This is a genomic window from Corallococcus terminator (genome assembly GCF_049194865.1).
Classification (GTDB): domain Bacteria; phylum Myxococcota; class Myxococcia; order Myxococcales; family Myxococcaceae; genus Myxococcus; species Myxococcus terminator_A.
Genome location: NZ_JBLZWL010000003.1, coordinates 63088 through 78270 on the forward strand (window position 1 = coordinate 63088; position 15183 = coordinate 78270).

Sequence of the window (15183 nt, forward strand, 5' to 3'; positions counted from 1 at the left end):
CGCCTCACCGTCCGAAGCCACCCAGGGCCGTGCGGCTGAAGCTGGCGGCCCCCTGGCTCACGCGCACCGCGGACTGGCTGAACACCTGGAAGGCGGCGCGAATCTCCTGCGCTGTCTGGCCCGGCGTCAGAATCCATTTGTCCTCGATGCCCATCTCCAGGAACACGCGCCGGAAGTCCGTGCTCCCGTCGTCGATGCCCATCGCCGCGACGATGTGGTTCTCCGCGCGGCGCAAGTCGTTCACCACCGCCGCCACGTCCTTGGCCCGAGCGCGACTGGAGTGCATGTCCGCGCCGTCGGTAATCAGCAGCGTCACCGTGCGCACCGGCACGCCGTTCCCGCTGAACTCCTGCGACTTCGCCAGCACCGTGCCCAGCAGCACCACCGCCTGGTCGTACAGCGGTGTGCCCTGGTCCGCGCTGTAGTTCTTCGAGTGCATCCGCACCACGTCCTCCAGCGGCCGGTAGGGATTGAGCACGTGGCCATTCAGGTAGCGGGTGTGGAAGAGGACGCCGTCCTTCTGCTTGCTCGCCAGCAGCGAGTCGAGCACCAGGTTGTGCCCGTCGCACACCGTCTTCGTGTGCCCGCCCGAGGAGATGCTCCCCGAGTCGTCCGGCATCACCGTCACCAGCACCACCTCGCTGGCCTGCACGTCCTCCACGCGCACGCCGAGCCCCGCCTGGATTTGCGCACCCAGGTCCACCACCGACAGCGCCTGCAACCCCGCGGGGCTCAGCACCCCTTCCGCGTGTGCATCCTCGAAGAGCTTCGTCACCGCCGTCTGGGGACCCCACGTCGACTTGCTCGTGCTGCTCATGTCTGTCTCACTTTCTCCCTCGGTCCGAGGGCATGGCTCCGCCCGCCTCACTCCCCTCGGAACAAGGTCGGGTCTTCGTATTCGTGACGAAGGGACAGCTCAGCCGATGCGCAGGTCCGGCCAGCTCATCAGCGGGTCCGTGGACTTCACCAGGTGCATGCCCGCGTCGGCGAAGCGCTTCAGCGCCGCGTCCGCCTGCGGGGTGAAGTCCGCCGCGAAGCCGCCCTTGCCGTCGGGCACCGTCACCGCGGACATGCAGTCGGTCAACAGATACACCTTGCGAGCCAGCGCCGCGTCCTGCGCGACGATTTCTCCGAGCAAATCATCGATGGAGCTCTTCACGCAGTGGCTCGCGGCCTGTCCGCCAATCACCACCGCGTCCGCCGTGAGCAGTGTCTTGAGGAACTGGGTATTGCGCTGTGCCAGCGGCTGGCCGTCATGCCGGCCCATCACCTCCGGCCTCAGCACGGAGTAGTTCTCGGTCAACGGGTTGCCGCCCTTCACCTCCGCCCAGGACTGCATGCCGCGCGCGTACGAGTGGAACAGCCGCGCCTCTTGCACCACGCCGGCCAGCGCGTGTCCGTCGCCTCCCAGGAGGCAGTGCGGCGGCCACAGGTACAGCGTGTACTTCCCCGCGCGCTCCAACTCCTCGCAGTAGTACTTCACCTGCTTGAGCAGCCAGGGGTAGTTGCCGCCGCACAGCCACTTCGCCATCGCGGGATTGGGCCGAGCCTGCCCGCGTTCGATGTGTTCGCGCGTCACCTCGCGGTACGGCGTGAGCGGCTTGTCATCCTGGTCCACCCAGAAGGACGGGAAGAAAATCTGGTACGCGAAGTGGGTGTCCAGCGTCGCCGTGACGTTCGTCAGCGCACCCAGGTTCTTGTAGATGAACTCGGCGATGCGGCGGCTGTCGTCCACCGCGCCGCGTCCGCTGCGCCCCGCGACGTAGAGCGAGCCCTCCGGGAAGCAGAAGTCCTTCTGCACATCGATGAGCAGCAGGTGCAGGTTGAACCCATCCGCCGCCGCCGAGGTGACTCCGTGCGCGCCCCGCCACGCGCCCGCCTCCAACTGGAGCCTCCCCGCGTCCGGGCCATAGCTGTACTGCCCCGCGTGGTCCGCCCGGTAGAAGCCAGGCATCGGAAGTTCCTTCAGGTGCTTCTTCATCGCGCTACCCCCTTGTGAAGAACTCAATGTGTCCGCTCACGCCATCCGCAGCGTGGTGAGGTCCTGTCTGCCCACCACCAACAACCCCTGCCGAGTCAGCAGGAGCTGACAACCCGAGTCCGCGAAGGGCTCGGCATCCGGAAACTCACGCACGGCCTCCAGCCGGCCGTTGCGCGACTCCACGCGGGTGAGGCCCACGTCCGTCGCACAGAACAGCGCCTCCCCCACCGCGCACCGTCCGCTCCGGAACGCGCCGCCCAGCCACGAGCCATCTCCCGCCTCGGCCACGTCGCTCGCGCGCACCACGCCGTCCGAGCCCACCACCACGCAGTGGTGCCGCGTGCGCCCCGCCGTCTCCTCCGCGAGGAACAGCCACGCGAGCGCCCCGTCGAAGACACAGTCCGCGTCCACGAGCTGTCCCGATGGCCACGGCAACACGAGCCCGTCTCGCAATCCCAGACGCTCCGCATCGAAGACGAACGCGCCCCGCAGTCCGCCCGCGCGGTGGAAGCCCAGGCCGAAGCGGGGCCCCACGAACAGGCGCGTCTGTCCCTCCAGCACGTCGCCGATGCGCTCCTGGCCATGCGCGCCGTCCCGCCACAGTCCGCCACCCACCGCCCAGTAGCGATGCCTCGCATTGGCGGCGAAGGCCGGGCGTCCCTCGGGGACATCCACGCTCAGGCGCTCGGGCGCGCGCTCCGGGACGAGCACCGCCACCACACCGTCGCGCGCCACCAGCGTCGCCTCCCCTTGCAGCGACCATCGCAGGGAAGGGTCCAGCGGTCCGCGCAGTGTCACGCGTCCGTCCTCGCGCCGATAGGCACCATCCGCGTGGTACAGCCAGCGCGGGACGCCCTCCTCCACGCTCGCGTGCACCAGGACGCCGCGCGTGGAGAACAGGCGCGTCGCCGTCACCTGACCTCGGGCCGAGGTGACAGGCGTGCTCGCCGCCACCGCGTGAGGCTGACAGGTGGGGCAGGCGCTCCGTGCATGTTCGACGCCGCACGATGCGCACGCGGTGAAGCGCAGGCCCTCCAGCATTTGCAACGGGAAGACACCGCGCAGGTCCTCCACGAAGACGCGGTGCAGGTGGTGGAGCACGTCATCCGGCAGCGTGCTCAGGGGGAGCGCGGGCTTCGGATACTGCACGTCCGGATGGAAGACGGTGATGCGCTGGAGCAACCGCCCCGCCGGAGTCGTCCGCGCCGCAGGAGACTTCGCCCGGTGCACCCCGCCATGAGGCCCCACGCACAGGAGAGTCTGCATCGCGGCCACGGTGAAGCCATACCAATCACTCGCATCCGAGGCGGGCTTCGTCGGGACGAGGCTCGTCGCGCCGCCCAGGCGCACCGGGTCGAGGAAGCGCTCGGTGAACACCGAGCACAGGAAGCCTCCGAACTGGAAGCTGTCCGCGTCGATGAGGTGCGCGTCCGCGGTCCCCGTCACCAGCACGTTCAAATCGTTGAAGTCGCCCACCACCACGCCCGAGGCATGCACTCCGGCGAGCGTCCGATGCAGCCCACACAGCACCTCGACCGCGCGCGCGGACGTGGCGCCGACGCGGCGGAACGAGGGCTCGCTGAAGCGTCGCAGGGACTCCACGCCGTCCAGCTTGCGCATCGCATAGCCCAGCACCCTCTGTCCTGTCGGGTCCGTGGCGAGCGCCTGCGGCGTCACCACCCGCCCCGGCAAGCCCGTGGGGAAGGCGCGCAGCTTTCGCTGATGCTCCTCCAGGCGGACCCGGGCGGCGGCCTGTTCGACGACGAGCCCCGTGTAGTCCGGGTGCTCGGGCTGCTTGAACACCTTGAGCGCTCGGCCCTTGCCCAGGTCGAACACATCCGCCTCGCCGCCCTTGCCCAGCGCCTTCGCGGGATTGAGCCGCACCTTCTTGCCTTCGAGCCAGAGGTCCATGGCCTCACGCCCTCCCCATGCGGCGACGGAGCACCACCATCGTCGTGTCATCCGCGAGCAGGCCCGGCGTGCGCTCCAGTCGCCGCGCCTCGAAGTCAGCGCGCGCGTGCTCGCGGTTGAGCATCGCCAGCCTGCGCCGCAGCGCATCCGGGTTCGCGAAGTAGCGGTCCTCCGTCCAGAAGCGCGACAGCTCCCCCACCCGCTCGTCGCTCCCGGGAAGGCGCGCCTCCGCCAGCTTCGCTAAATCGGAGACACCATCCGTCCCGAGCATCAGCGCATGCACGTCCCGCGTCGGCACCAGGGCCTGCGCGACGAGCGGCGTCTGGGTTCCGCCCGACAAGGCATACGCGAGGTAGGGCGGCGCGTTGTTCGGGAAGGGCCCCAGCACCTGCACCTCGCCGTTGAGGCACCACACCCCATCCCCCGCGGAGAAGACGAGCGTGTGAGAGGGCGTCAGCACCGCGCCCACCACCGTGAAGAGGAAGTCCCCCAGTGTGTCGCGGCCGAGCTCCCCCCGAAGCTCGCTCAGCAGACACAGCACGTCCTCCCTCAGTCCGGGAAGGAACCCGGCTTCATCCACACGCCCGTCTTCCGCCAGTCGCACCAGCGCCGCCTGCGCCACCCGCCGCACGCCGAGCTGCGCGCCCAGCTCACTGCACGGCTGGCTTCCACAGCCGTCCGCCACCACCGCCACCAGCCCGTGCTCGCTGGCCCGCACGCACCAGGCATCCTGGTTGTTGCGCCCCGCCCTCGCGTGCTCCCGGCCCTGCACGGAGGCGGCGGCGACATCGAAGGGCAGCGAGGACATGGCTCTCCCGTGGCCCGCGAACGGGCTCGGCTCGGCGAAGGTGCTGCAAGGTGACGCGCCTCGTCCCCCGGGCTCCCCGAGAGCGGCGGCCTCCCACGCCCCGAAGAGGGACTCCACGGGCCGCGCCTCTCCTCTGGTGGCGGCGTCCCGCGGAGCCTCGCTCCGGATTCGTGTAGCTACGACACCAACATAGTGTCTGAACGACACTATGTCAACGCAATCGCGGACCGGACGGGAGGACAGGCCTCCCGTGAGCTGGTGGACAGCGGGGCGTCAGAGCTCGAAGTTGAAGCCGGCCTTCTCGAGCTGGCGGTACTTCTTGTGGTCGAACCGGTAGAGGCGCGCGGCGCGATGGGAGACGTCCTGCTCCACCTCGTCCAGCTCCTCCAGCAGGTCCATGGCCAGGATTTTCTTGCGGAAGTTGCGCTTGTCGAGGTCGCGCTCCAACACGACTTCGTACAGGCGCTGGAGCTGGGTGAGGGTGAACTTGGGCGGCAGCAGCTCGAAGCCGATGGGCTGGTAGCGCACCTTGCCCTTGAGGCGCTGGAGCGCGGTGTTGAGGATGTCCGCGTGGTCGAACGCCAGCTTGGGCGTATCCCAGACGGAGAACCACGCGGCCTCGCGGGCGTCGGTGGCGGCGCGCAGCACGTGGGCACTGAGCTTCACCAGCGCGAAGTACGCCACGGTGATGACCCGGCCCCGAGGGTCCCTCTCCGGCTCGCCGAAGGTGAAGAGCTGCTCCAGGTGCCCGGGACGCAGGCCGGACTCCTCCTCCAACTCGCGCCGAGCGGCGGCCTCGAGCGACTCGTCCATCTTCACGAAGCCACCCGGCAGCGCCCAGCGGCCCTCGAAGGGCTCCACCCCGCGCTGGATGAGCAGCACCTTCAGGTCATCGTCGTCCAGGCCGAAGACGACGCAGTCCACCGTCAACGAAGGTCTCGGGTACTCGTAGGTGTAGCTCACGGCGCACCGGCATAGTGTCCGGAGCACACCCGAGTCAACGAGGGCGCTGCCCGCTACACGTCGACCATGCGGGACAGCTTGCGCCAGTCGACGAGTTGGACGCTCTCCTCGGCCAGGTCGAACTCCACCGAGCGCCGCAGGCCGATGACGTCGCCGCCCATCTGGAAGGGCACGTCGCGGTCGAAGTCCATGCGCAGGCGCTGGACGAACCAGTCATTCATGTGCGGCAGCGGGTGCTCGCCGCGCCACAGCTTGAACATGTTGCGCGTGGCCTCCATCACCCCGCCGCCGTAGACGCGCACGGAGAGCCGGTGCGGCACGCTCTGGGCGAAGGGGAAGGCCTTGAAGCCGAAGCCCCACTCGGGCGTCGTGGCGGCGCCGGCCACGCCCGCGGGCCCTTCGTACAGGAGCGCGCCCTTCTCTCCGTTGGGCACCGGAATCACGTTGCCGCGAGCGTCCACGGTGAGGGCGGGCTCGCCCACGTTGTAGACGGACACCCGGGGGTTGCCGGAGCCGAACATGTGCCGAGGCACCGTCCGGGTGAACATGGCGGTGAGGTAGCCGCGCAGGCCGGCCTGCTGGCTGCGCAGCGGACCCGCGGAGGCGAGCTGATCCTTGAAGTCCTGAATCATCTCCGCGTCCCAGCCCGTGCCGGCGAAGGGCGCCACCTTGCCCTCCACGCGCACCAGGGAGAAGGGGCGCGTGGGCGGCAGGACTTCGCGCATGGCGGCGATCTGCTTGAGCGCCACCGCGGGCCGGGGGGCGCCGGTGACGCGGGCCCAGGCGTTGCCGGTGCCCATGGGGAGCACGCCGATGGCCGGCAGGGCCACGCCCGCCGCGCGCAGCTCGTTGAGCAATCCGGTGATGGTGCCGTCGCCGCCGCCAGCCAGCAGCAGGGAGGGAGGGTTGGGCCGCAGCTCGGAAATCCAGGAACGGGCCTCTTCGAGCGAGCGGGTGAGCGCCAAGCGAGCCTTCGGGAGGAAGCGCTGCACCAGGCCGCCGACTCCCTCGGAGCCCCGGCGTGCGCGCAGATTGACGAGGACGGCGATGTCGGTCATGGCGGCGGGACTTTCCCCGGGCCGTGTCATGGCCCGGTCACGGGCCCGCGATGGACCTGGCCCGTGACGACAATGTGCGTCTCACACCCCGAGTGCGTGGGCGACACGCGCTCCAAGCCGCCCCCGAACCTCCCTCCGCCTCAAGAGTGCGGCCGTGGCGACCAGTCCCCCAGCCAGGAGCAGGCGGCGCAGGGCTTGCTTGCTTCGGGAGTGATAGCCGCCGGACGTGGCGGTGCCCTCGGACATGGGGTGGAAGAGGCTGCCGGAGGTGGCGCCCTGGCGTTCGTCCTCGAAGTGAAGGGCCTCGGTGGCGCCGTGCATGGTGCGCTCGAAGGTGCGAGGCATCAGGCCGTGCATGGCGGCGAAGGCGCGGGCGGCGGGGCCGACCAGGACTTCGGGGCGGGGTTGGCGCAGGACGCGGAGGATGGCGCGGGCGACGCGCTCGGGGGTGTAGACGGGTTCGACGGGGCGCACGCGCCAGCCGGTGTAGTTGGCGGTGTGGTGCCACAGGGGCGTGTCGATGGCGGCGGGCATCACGGTGCAGACGTGGATGCCGGTATCGAGGAGTTCCTGGCGGACGGAGGCGGTGAAGCCTCGCACGGCGTGTTTGGAGGCGACGTAGGCGCTGACATAGGGCGCGGTGACGGAGCCGAAGGACGAGGAGACATTGACGAGGGTGCCGTACCCCTGGCGGCGGAACTGCGTCACGGCGGCGCGGGTGCCGCTGACGGTGCCGAAGAAGTTGGTCTCCATGAGCTGGCGGAAGGCGTCATCGGGGGTCTCCTCGAGGCTGCCCATGAGGTAGACGCCCGCGTTGTTGATCCACGCGTCGAAGCGGCCGAAGGCTCGCACGGCCTCCTGGGCGAGCGCCTGCACGGAGGCGGAATCCGAGACATCGGTGGGGACGGCGACGGCGCGGACGCCGAGGGAGACGCATTCGCGGGAGAGGTCCTCGAGAGGCTCCTCGCGGCGGGCGGCGAGCACGAGGTGGGCGCCCTTCTTGGCGAGGGCGAGCGCGGTGGCGCGGCCGATGCCGCTGGACGCTCCGGTGATGACGACGACGCGGTTCTTCCATGCACGCTTCATGTTCCCTGGCCTCCGTGGGGCGAGCCGGCGCACTGGCGGCTCCGGCTCCTGGGCGAAGATGGGGATGAAGGTGGGCGGTGCCCCGTGCCCCCGGGGGCTCCCCCGGAGAGCGGGCGGCAGAGCGGTTCCGGAGCGCGGGACGGGGGTCCATCGTCGGGACGGAGTCCTGGAGCTTGCACCGGAAGTGGAACGCCTCTGCACCGGTGAGCCCGGGCCAGAAAGCAAGGAGTTGGGGTGGTTTGGAGGAAGGGGGAGAGGGCTGTTATGGGCAGACGGATGTCGGGCGGGAAACGGAACACGGCCTGCACTGACGCCTCTCGATGAACTCTCCAAGACCTGTCCTACTGCCCTGGGTGGCTGCCGTTCTCTTGTCCACGCCGGCCTGTATCCAAGTGCCGGACATCACTCCCGTCCAGGGCGAGGTGCGCATCCGAACGCCCGAGGCGACGGCCTATACGAAGGGGGTCCTGGACATCGGCCTGGAGGTGACGGGCCACCCTCCGGACCGGGTGGAGCTGCTCCGGGACGGGGAGGTACTGGCGGTGCTGGAGTCGCCGTACACGTATGCGTGGGACACGGCGGGGGAGGCGGAGGGCGAGCACCGATTGGGGGCGCGGGTGGTGTTCGGCGAGACGGTGTTCAAGGGGGAGGAGCGCGTGGTGGTGGTGGACCGCACGGCGCCACAGGTGGTGTCACGGGCGCCGGAGCCGGGGGCAGAGGACGTGTGGGTGAAGAGTCCCATCCAGGCCGTGTTCTCCGAGTCGATGAAGGTGGGCACCGTGACGAGCGCCTCCGTGCGACTCACCGTGGGCGGCGTGGAAGTGGTTCGGACGGTGTCACTGTCGGGGGACGGGAAGACGATGACGGTGGTGCCGGGAACACCCATCTTGGCTCCCAGTGCGGTGGCGATTGCGCTCACCTCGGCAGTGACGGATCTGGCGGGGAATGCCTTGGACGCTCCCGCAGGCCCGTGGGACTGGGAGCACCCCACCGTGCTGTTCGAGCCTGCTGGTCCCGTCTTCGCCAAGAATTCAGGGAGCATTGGTTCCTCTCGTTCTGGGTTCGGCTCGGACAAGAGAGGGAACTCCATCATCATCCAAACAGAAAAATTCCTGACACACACCCAACTACGAGTCTACAGCAACACTGGCAGCAAATGGACGGAATTGGGGAGGGGTCTGGAAGCAAGAACAGGCAGCTTCGAGCCAGACAAGCCAATCCTCAGATTCGACCCTCTTGATGACTCACCAGTCATTGCCTGGCATGAAGGACAAGGCAGCAACGATTCCGAGCGCATCTACGTCGCGCGTTGGATGGAAAACCAATGGAACCACTTAGGGGGACCGACAGGCATCCTCCCATCCCACCCCGACAGTCTTTATCCAGTCATGAATTTGGATGCGACAGGAAAACCACTCGTTGCATTCTTCTCCGACGCCGAGAAAAACACCTACGTCTACCGCTGGACGGGCACAGCATGGGAAGGAGTGGGGGACAGTATCAACTTGGCGCTCAGCATGACTTCGAGTTCCCCGCTCGACATCAGGTCCGGCCCCTCTCAATCTCTGTTCTTGTGGGTGACGGGGTCGACAGACGGAACACCCGCACCATCTATCATTCAGTGGGATGGCTTCACATGGAAGCCTCTTCGTGGAGCTCAACCTTCCGTCAACCCCTCTTTCGGTTGGAGCCAACGCCTCTTCATTTCCCCAGAAGGCAACCCGATTCTGACCGGGCTCGCTCAAGCGACTAGCGGCTCCACGCAGGCGCGTTCATACATCTGGGAGAGCAATGAGTGGAAAATCTATTGCCCACCGCTCGAGCCAACCATGGATAGTCATTCCGAGATGACGCGCCTCGAGGTCGACGACAATGGGACGTTGTGGATGGTCTGGGCGAAGCAGCTAGAAACAGTCTTCCACATCGAGCAATGCGTATCTGGGTCGTGGTCTCACTTCGCCAGCAGCTCGACCGCACCCCACCCCATCCCGACCGCGAAATTCTCGACCTTTACCCCTACGCGACACACCAACGGCATCCAAGTAGTGACCACTCTCCCCGACGGTGGAACGCTGGTCGTTCACTCACACCCCAATCGCTAGAATCGGCCATGCCCTCACCTCTGCGCTCTGCCATTACACCATCCAGGAGAAATGCCATGCGGTCCGCATTGTTCATCCTGAGTTGTGTTCTTCCCTTCACCTCATTCTCGGCCCCCCGGCGATTGGTCGTAGCGAGTGGCGATTGCAAGGACGCGGAGCTGGGCAGCCGAATGTCGGTCGGGCAGTGGAACACGGACTGCATTGACGCCACGCGATGAGCTCTCCAAGACCTGTCCTGCTGCCCTGGGTGGCTGCCGTCCTCTTGTCCACGCCGGCCTGTATCCAAGTGCCGGACATCACTCCCGTCCAGGGCGAGGTGCACATCCGAACGCCCGAGGCGACGGCCTATACGAAGGGGGTCCTGGACATCGGCCTGGAGGTGACGGGGCACCGTCCGGACCGGGTGGAGCTGCTCTGGGACGGTGAGGTACTGGCGGTGCTGGAGTCGCCGTACACGTATGCGTGGGACACGACGGGAGAGACGGAGGGCGAGCACCGGTTGAGGGCACGGGTGGTGTTCGGGGAGACGGTGTTCGCGGGGGAGGAGCGCGTGGTGGTGGTGGACCGCACGGCGCCGCAGGTGGTGTCGCGGTCTCCTGAGCCGGGGGCAGATGACGTGTGGGTGAAGAGTCCCATCCAGGCCGTGTTCTCCGAGCCGATGAAGGCGAGCACCGTGACGAGCGCCTCCGTGCGACTCACCGTGGGCGGCGTGGAAGTGGTTCGGACGGTGTCACTGTCGGGGGATGGGAAGACGATGACGGTGGTGCCGGGGACACCCATCTCGGCGCCGACCTCGGCGGCGATTGCGCTCACCTCGGCAGTAACGGATCTGGCGGGGAATGAAGTGAGCAACCCCTCGGAGGCATGGAATTGGGCCTTGCCCTACTGGATTCCGTGGGGAGCAACTAACGTCTCCCTGCCCCTGGGACTCCACGACACAGGCATTCACCGCATTGATTCATCCGGCAGACTTCTCGCAACGTGGCCCCTTCACACGGATCCTTCGGGAAGACCTCAGCTGAATCGATGGGGCGGTACTGATTGGGAGTTCTGGGGCGGAACCTACATCGACAGCGCCATCATGAGCAGCAACGAAGGCCCTCCACTCCTGCTGGACGATACAGGCAACCCTGTCGTCGCCTGGGTGAGCGCCTATACTCATGACAAGTCCCTGATTCACATCAGACGATGGACCACTGGAGTCTGGCAGCAACTTGAATCCCCCACCCCCGAAGGAACAGGGCTGCCAGTCAAACTGCACCCCACTCTTCAGTGGACTCCGGCCGGCCAGCTCGCCATCGCCTGGGTCGAACACAACGCGACCCAACAGAAAGTATGCGTCAGCATCTTGACCGAACACCAGTGGACCCCAGTGGGGGCATGCCTGGCCGACACACTCGCAGGCCCTCCCAACCCGCATCTATCTCTGAACTTCACCTCGACGGGCATCCCGGTGGTGGCGTGGCTTGGGGAGGGAAGCACTTCCGCTGCCACGGAAATCAAGATTCACTACCACTCCGAGGGGAAGTGGCAGGCCATGGATGACGACCGCGACACAGAACCAGGCAAATATATTCTCACCCACCCGGGGCCCAACAACAGCCTGTACCTTGTAGGACTCTCACCGCGTGGGCTCCCTACGACGTACGACCTGCATACTTATCGCTATTCGCTGGACCCCGACGCCACTGGAGGTGCCATTGGCGTCTTCCAGCCGGCATCGGAAACCGCCTCCATTCGGAACTTTTCGATCATCACCGACAAGGACGAGCGGCTCGTCATTGTATGGGAGGAAGCGGTTCCTCAAGGCGGCACAAAGCTTCACCTGCGCCGCTGGTCTCATACCTCTTGGGACTCTCTAGAAGATGCAGCCCCCTTGGTAGGTTCGCTCACGGTCATACCCTCCTCTCTCCAGACCACACCTGATGGCAGCCTGGTCCTGAGTTGGATTGAGCAGACGCAGTCCGACACACACATTCACATCAAGCGATTCAACGAATGAGCCCGGCGTCTTGGCGAACAACCGTCCACCCTCCGAACCGCAGCTGAGAATACGCCGACTCAACTACTAGCGTTCCCATGGCCCATGCACGCTCACAGAATATCCGGGCGGGCTCACCTTACGAAACCACTCCGATGACAGATTTTCGAATCGTTGTTCTCCTCCTCGCGATCCTTCCGACACTCGGGCTCGCGGCACCTCGCCGTCTGGTCGTCGCGAGTGGAGACTGCAAGGACGCGGAGCTGGGCAGCCAGGCCAACGCGTTCCTCGGTGCCCTCGTGTCACGCCCGGAGCAGGACGTCCTGAGCGCGTCTGGTTTCAGTGAACGACTGTTCCCCCAGCCCACCAAGAGCTACGAGGACCTCCAGCGGCAGCTCGACTCCGCTCAGGACCACTTCTACGAGAGCCGGAACGGCAAAGCCGCCGTGGCCATCGACGAAGCACTCCAGCAAATCAACCGCCTGCCCGTGGGCGATGCGCGCTGGAAGCTCTACGTGAACGCTCAGCTCCTGCACGGCCTGAACTATCGGGCCATGGGAAGACAGAAGGAGAGCGACACCGCATTCCGGCACGTGTTGCGCCTCCAGCCCGCCTACGAGCTCGACCCGGACTACTTCGCCCCCTCGGTGCGCCAGGGGTTCGACAAGTTGCGACGTGAGCTGAACCTCGCTCGCAAGGTGAAGCTCTCGGTGAAGTCCACCTTGCCCACCTCGGACGTGTATCTCGACGGCATCAAGATGGGGCAGACGCCGCTGACGCTCGACGTGCTGGCGGGCAGCTATGACCTCACCCTGGTGAAGGGCGAGGCCATCAGCTTCCCTCGGCAGATTCAGGCGCAGGGCGCTGACACGCCGCTGCTCGTGGACCTCGCTTATGAGGGCTCCGTCTCCGCCACGCCGTTCCCCTGCCTCTCCGTGCCCGAGGCCAGCATGGAGCAGACCCTCAGTCACGCCGTCCGACTGGGCGGCACGCTCGGCGTCGAGGAGGTCATCGTCGTGCGACTGGAGCGTCCCAGCAGTGGCCCCAAGTGGTTCGCCGCCACGGTGCTCAATGTCGAGGGCGGCCAGAAGCTTCGCGAAGGAGGCTTCAAGACACAGGGATTGGATGCCCCTTCGGAAGCACTCTCCGCCCTGGTCGACTTCGTGACCACGGGCCGGTCTCCTTCCAGCCTCGTGGTGATGAACGCCAATGGGCGTGCTCCCTGGGAGCAGGCTGTGACCTCGGACAAGTCTGGCGCCCAGCATGGAAGCGGCATGGACATCAGCGCTCCGGACCTTCTCTCGGACGGCGTCGCGGACTCGGCGGACCGATCCACACCGGCACTGCGCGTGGCGTCCTATGTCCTTCTCGGCACCGGCGTGGCCGCACTGGGTGGGGCAGGTGTGGTGCGGTTCCTCGCACAGAAGAACGTCGATGACCTGGAGAAGCGGATGGAGAACGGTCGAATCCTCTCCTCGGACCAAGAGGCGCTGCGGCTTCGGAACTCCCTGGTCCAGAAGAGCAATCTCCTCACGGGACTCCTCGTCGGAGGAGGCGCCGCTGTCACCACGGGGGCCGTGCTCTTCCTCCTATCGCCCTCGCCCCAAGGACCGCAGCCTGTCTCGGTGGGCGTCGCCACGAATGGCGAGGAGTTCTCGGCCAGCCTCTCCGGCACCTTCTGACGTCCACGCCCCCTAGGGAGTCGCTCACCATCCGCGCCGACACCCTCGCCACCGCATAGAGTGCCGCGCATGACGCGTGCCCTTCTTGCCCTGCTCTTGGCCACGAGCGCTTCCGCCGCGGCCCCTCGCACCCTCCGGGTGGATTACTTCCACACCGGAAATGCCACCGAGGAACGCTTCAGCCTCGATCGGGTGGTCCTCGAGCCGCTGCCCTGGCCGGGACACGCGGCACGTGCGGTCGACGACACCAACCTCGGCAAGTACCTCTTCGAGGTGAGGGACCGGGACACGAACCAGGTCCTCTTCTCCCGAGGCTTCGCCTCCATCTACGGAGAGTGGGAACTCACCACCGAGGCGAAGAACCAGCACCGCACGTTCCACGAGTCGCTTCGCTTCCCCACGCCGGAGCGCCCCGTCCAGGTGCTCCTCAAGAAGCGCGACACACAGAACGCCTTCCGAGAGGTGTGGTCACTCATCGTGGACCCGAAGGACATGTTCGTGGACCCGTCCTCGCCACCCGCTCCGGGCCCACTGCTGAAGCTGCTGGAGAACGGACCGCCGGAACAGAAGGTGGATCTGCTCATCCTGGGAGACGGCTACACCGAAGCGGAGCGCCCCAAGTTCGAGAAGGACGCCCGGCGCATGGTGGACATCCTCTTCACCTTCTCTCCCTTCAAGGAGCGCAAGGCGGACTTCAATGTCTGGGGCCTGATGCCCGCCGCCGCGCAGTCCGGAATCTCTCGGCCGTCCACCGGCATCCACCGGCGCTCGCCCGTGGGCACCACCTATGACGCCTTCGGCAGCGAACGCTACATCCTGACCTTCGACAACAAGGCCTTCCGCGAGCTGTCTGCCTTCGCGCCCTACGAGTTCGTCGAAATCCTCTCCAACGGCAACACCTACGGGGGCGGCGGCATCCTTGGCCTCTACGGCACCGTGGCAGCCGACAGCCTGTGGGCGCCCTACGTCTTCGTCCACGAGTTCGGCCATCACTTCGCTGGACTCGCCGACGAGTACTACACCTCCGAGTCCGTCTACGTGTCCAGCGCGGACCGGCTGGAGCCCTGGGAGAAGAACGTCACCGCGCTCAAGGACCCGGAGCAGCTCAAGTGGAAGCACCTGGTGACGCCCGGCACACCCATTCCCACGCCCTGGGGCAAGGAGGCCTACGAGACGCACTCCAATGACGTGCAGAAGCGCCGCCGCCAGGTCCGCGCCCAGCGCAAGCCGGAGTCGGAGATGGACTCTCTGTTCGTGGCGCAACGCGACTGGGAGGAGAAGTTCCTTTCCTCGCAGAAATACTCGAACAAGGTCGGGGCCTTCGAAGGGGCCAACTACGAGGCCCGGGGGTATTACAGACCCCAGCTCGACTGCGTGATGTTTACTCGGGACCGCGTGCCCTTCTGCGCGGTGTGTCAGGACGCGATTTCACAGGTCATCGACTTGTACGCGGGTCCGAAACCCCAGGCATCCCGCAAGACTCCGTGAAAACCTGACATTTCAAGGGATTCCTGCGTGACATAGCGGTGTCACGGGGGCCCCGCAATGGACCCTCTCCAGGTTCAGGTGTAAGGGGGGCGAGTTACTACCTGCATCCCTGGAGGGGACCGC

The 15183-nt window shown here is 66.7% G+C and carries 11 protein-coding genes; 4 read left to right on the forward strand and 7 right to left on the reverse strand.

Annotated elements, in window-relative coordinates:
- Positions 1-4: 4 nt before the first annotated feature.
- From ACN469_RS04340 to ACN469_RS04370, 7 genes are all read right to left on the reverse strand, one after another.
- Positions 5-817, reverse strand: coding sequence for a hypothetical protein (locus ACN469_RS04340; protein ID WP_498764412.1), 813 nt, complete (start codon positions 815-817; stop codon positions 5-7).
- 99 nt (positions 818-916) lie between these two features.
- The gene (locus tag ACN469_RS04345; RefSeq protein ID WP_498764414.1) at positions 917-1981 is read right to left on the reverse strand and encodes a cysteine hydrolase family protein; all 1065 of its coding nucleotides are present in this window, start codon (positions 1979-1981) and stop codon (positions 917-919) included.
- 36 nt (positions 1982-2017) lie between these two features.
- Positions 2018-3892: a hypothetical protein gene (locus ACN469_RS04350; RefSeq protein WP_498764416.1), complete on the reverse strand. Its 1875-nt coding sequence runs from the start codon at positions 3890-3892 to the stop codon at positions 2018-2020.
- A gap of 4 nt (positions 3893-3896) precedes the next feature.
- Positions 3897-4700 carry a protein phosphatase 2C domain-containing protein gene (locus ACN469_RS04355; protein ID WP_498764417.1) on the reverse strand — a complete coding sequence of 268 codons (804 nt, stop codon included), beginning with the start codon at positions 4698-4700 and terminating at the stop codon, positions 3897-3899.
- Positions 4701-4973: 273 nt separating this feature from the next.
- Positions 4974-5663 (reverse strand): NUDIX hydrolase, encoded by a 690-nt coding sequence (locus tag ACN469_RS04360; RefSeq protein WP_498764419.1) that lies wholly within the window; start codon positions 5661-5663, stop codon positions 4974-4976.
- 53 nt (positions 5664-5716) lie between these two features.
- Positions 5717-6721, reverse strand: coding sequence for a diacylglycerol/lipid kinase family protein (locus ACN469_RS04365; protein ID WP_498764421.1), 1005 nt, complete (start codon positions 6719-6721; stop codon positions 5717-5719).
- A gap of 81 nt (positions 6722-6802) precedes the next feature.
- Positions 6803-7807 carry an SDR family NAD(P)-dependent oxidoreductase gene (locus ACN469_RS04370; protein ID WP_498764422.1) on the reverse strand — a complete coding sequence of 335 codons (1005 nt, stop codon included), beginning with the start codon at positions 7805-7807 and terminating at the stop codon, positions 6803-6805.
- Positions 7808-8175: 368 nt separating this feature from the next.
- Here ACN469_RS04370 and ACN469_RS04375 point away from each other — a divergent pair, with 368 nt between their 5' ends.
- The 4 genes from ACN469_RS04375 to ACN469_RS04390 all read left to right on the forward strand — a co-directional run bounded on the left by ACN469_RS04375 (position 8176) and on the right by ACN469_RS04390 (position 15060).
- Entirely contained in the window at positions 8176-9909 is a 1734-nt protein-coding gene (locus tag ACN469_RS04375; RefSeq protein WP_498764424.1) for an Ig-like domain-containing protein, read from the forward strand.
- 262 nt (positions 9910-10171) lie between these two features.
- A complete protein-coding gene (locus ACN469_RS04380; protein WP_498764426.1) occupies positions 10172-11911 on the forward strand; it encodes an Ig-like domain-containing protein in 1740 nt (579 codons plus the stop codon).
- 134 nt (positions 11912-12045) lie between these two features.
- A complete protein-coding gene (locus tag ACN469_RS04385) occupies positions 12046-13572 on the forward strand; it encodes a PEGA domain-containing protein (RefSeq protein ID WP_498764428.1) in 1527 nt (508 codons plus the stop codon).
- 69 nt (positions 13573-13641) lie between these two features.
- Entirely contained in the window at positions 13642-15060 is a 1419-nt protein-coding gene (locus ACN469_RS04390; protein ID WP_498764430.1) for an IgA Peptidase M64, read from the forward strand.
- Positions 15061-15183: the final 123 nt, after the last annotated feature.

What these genes read in the sequence shown, in the direction of transcription:
- ACN469_RS04340 (WP_498764412.1), bottom strand. Translation starts at nt 817, where the DNA reads ATGAGCAGCACGAGCAAGTCGACGTGGGGTCCCCAGACGGCGGTGACG.
- ACN469_RS04345 (WP_498764414.1), bottom strand. Translation starts at nt 1,981, where the DNA reads ATGAAGAAGCACCTGAAGGAACTTCCGATGCCTGGCTTCTACCGGGCG.
- ACN469_RS04350 (WP_498764416.1), bottom strand. Translation starts at nt 3,892, where the DNA reads ATGGACCTCTGGCTCGAAGGCAAGAAGGTGCGGCTCAATCCCGCGAAG.
- ACN469_RS04355 (WP_498764417.1), bottom strand. Translation starts at nt 4,700, where the DNA reads ATGTCCTCGCTGCCCTTCGATGTCGCCGCCGCCTCCGTGCAGGGCCGG.
- ACN469_RS04365 (WP_498764421.1), bottom strand. Translation starts at nt 6,721, where the DNA reads ATGACCGACATCGCCGTCCTCGTCAATCTGCGCGCACGCCGGGGCTCC.
- ACN469_RS04370 (WP_498764422.1), bottom strand. Translation starts at nt 7,807, where the DNA reads ATGAAGCGTGCATGGAAGAACCGCGTCGTCGTCATCACCGGAGCGTCC.
- ACN469_RS04385 (WP_498764428.1), top strand. Translation starts at nt 12,046, where the DNA reads ATGACAGATTTTCGAATCGTTGTTCTCCTCCTCGCGATCCTTCCGACA.
- ACN469_RS04390 (WP_498764430.1), top strand. Translation starts at nt 13,642, where the DNA reads ATGACGCGTGCCCTTCTTGCCCTGCTCTTGGCCACGAGCGCTTCCGCC.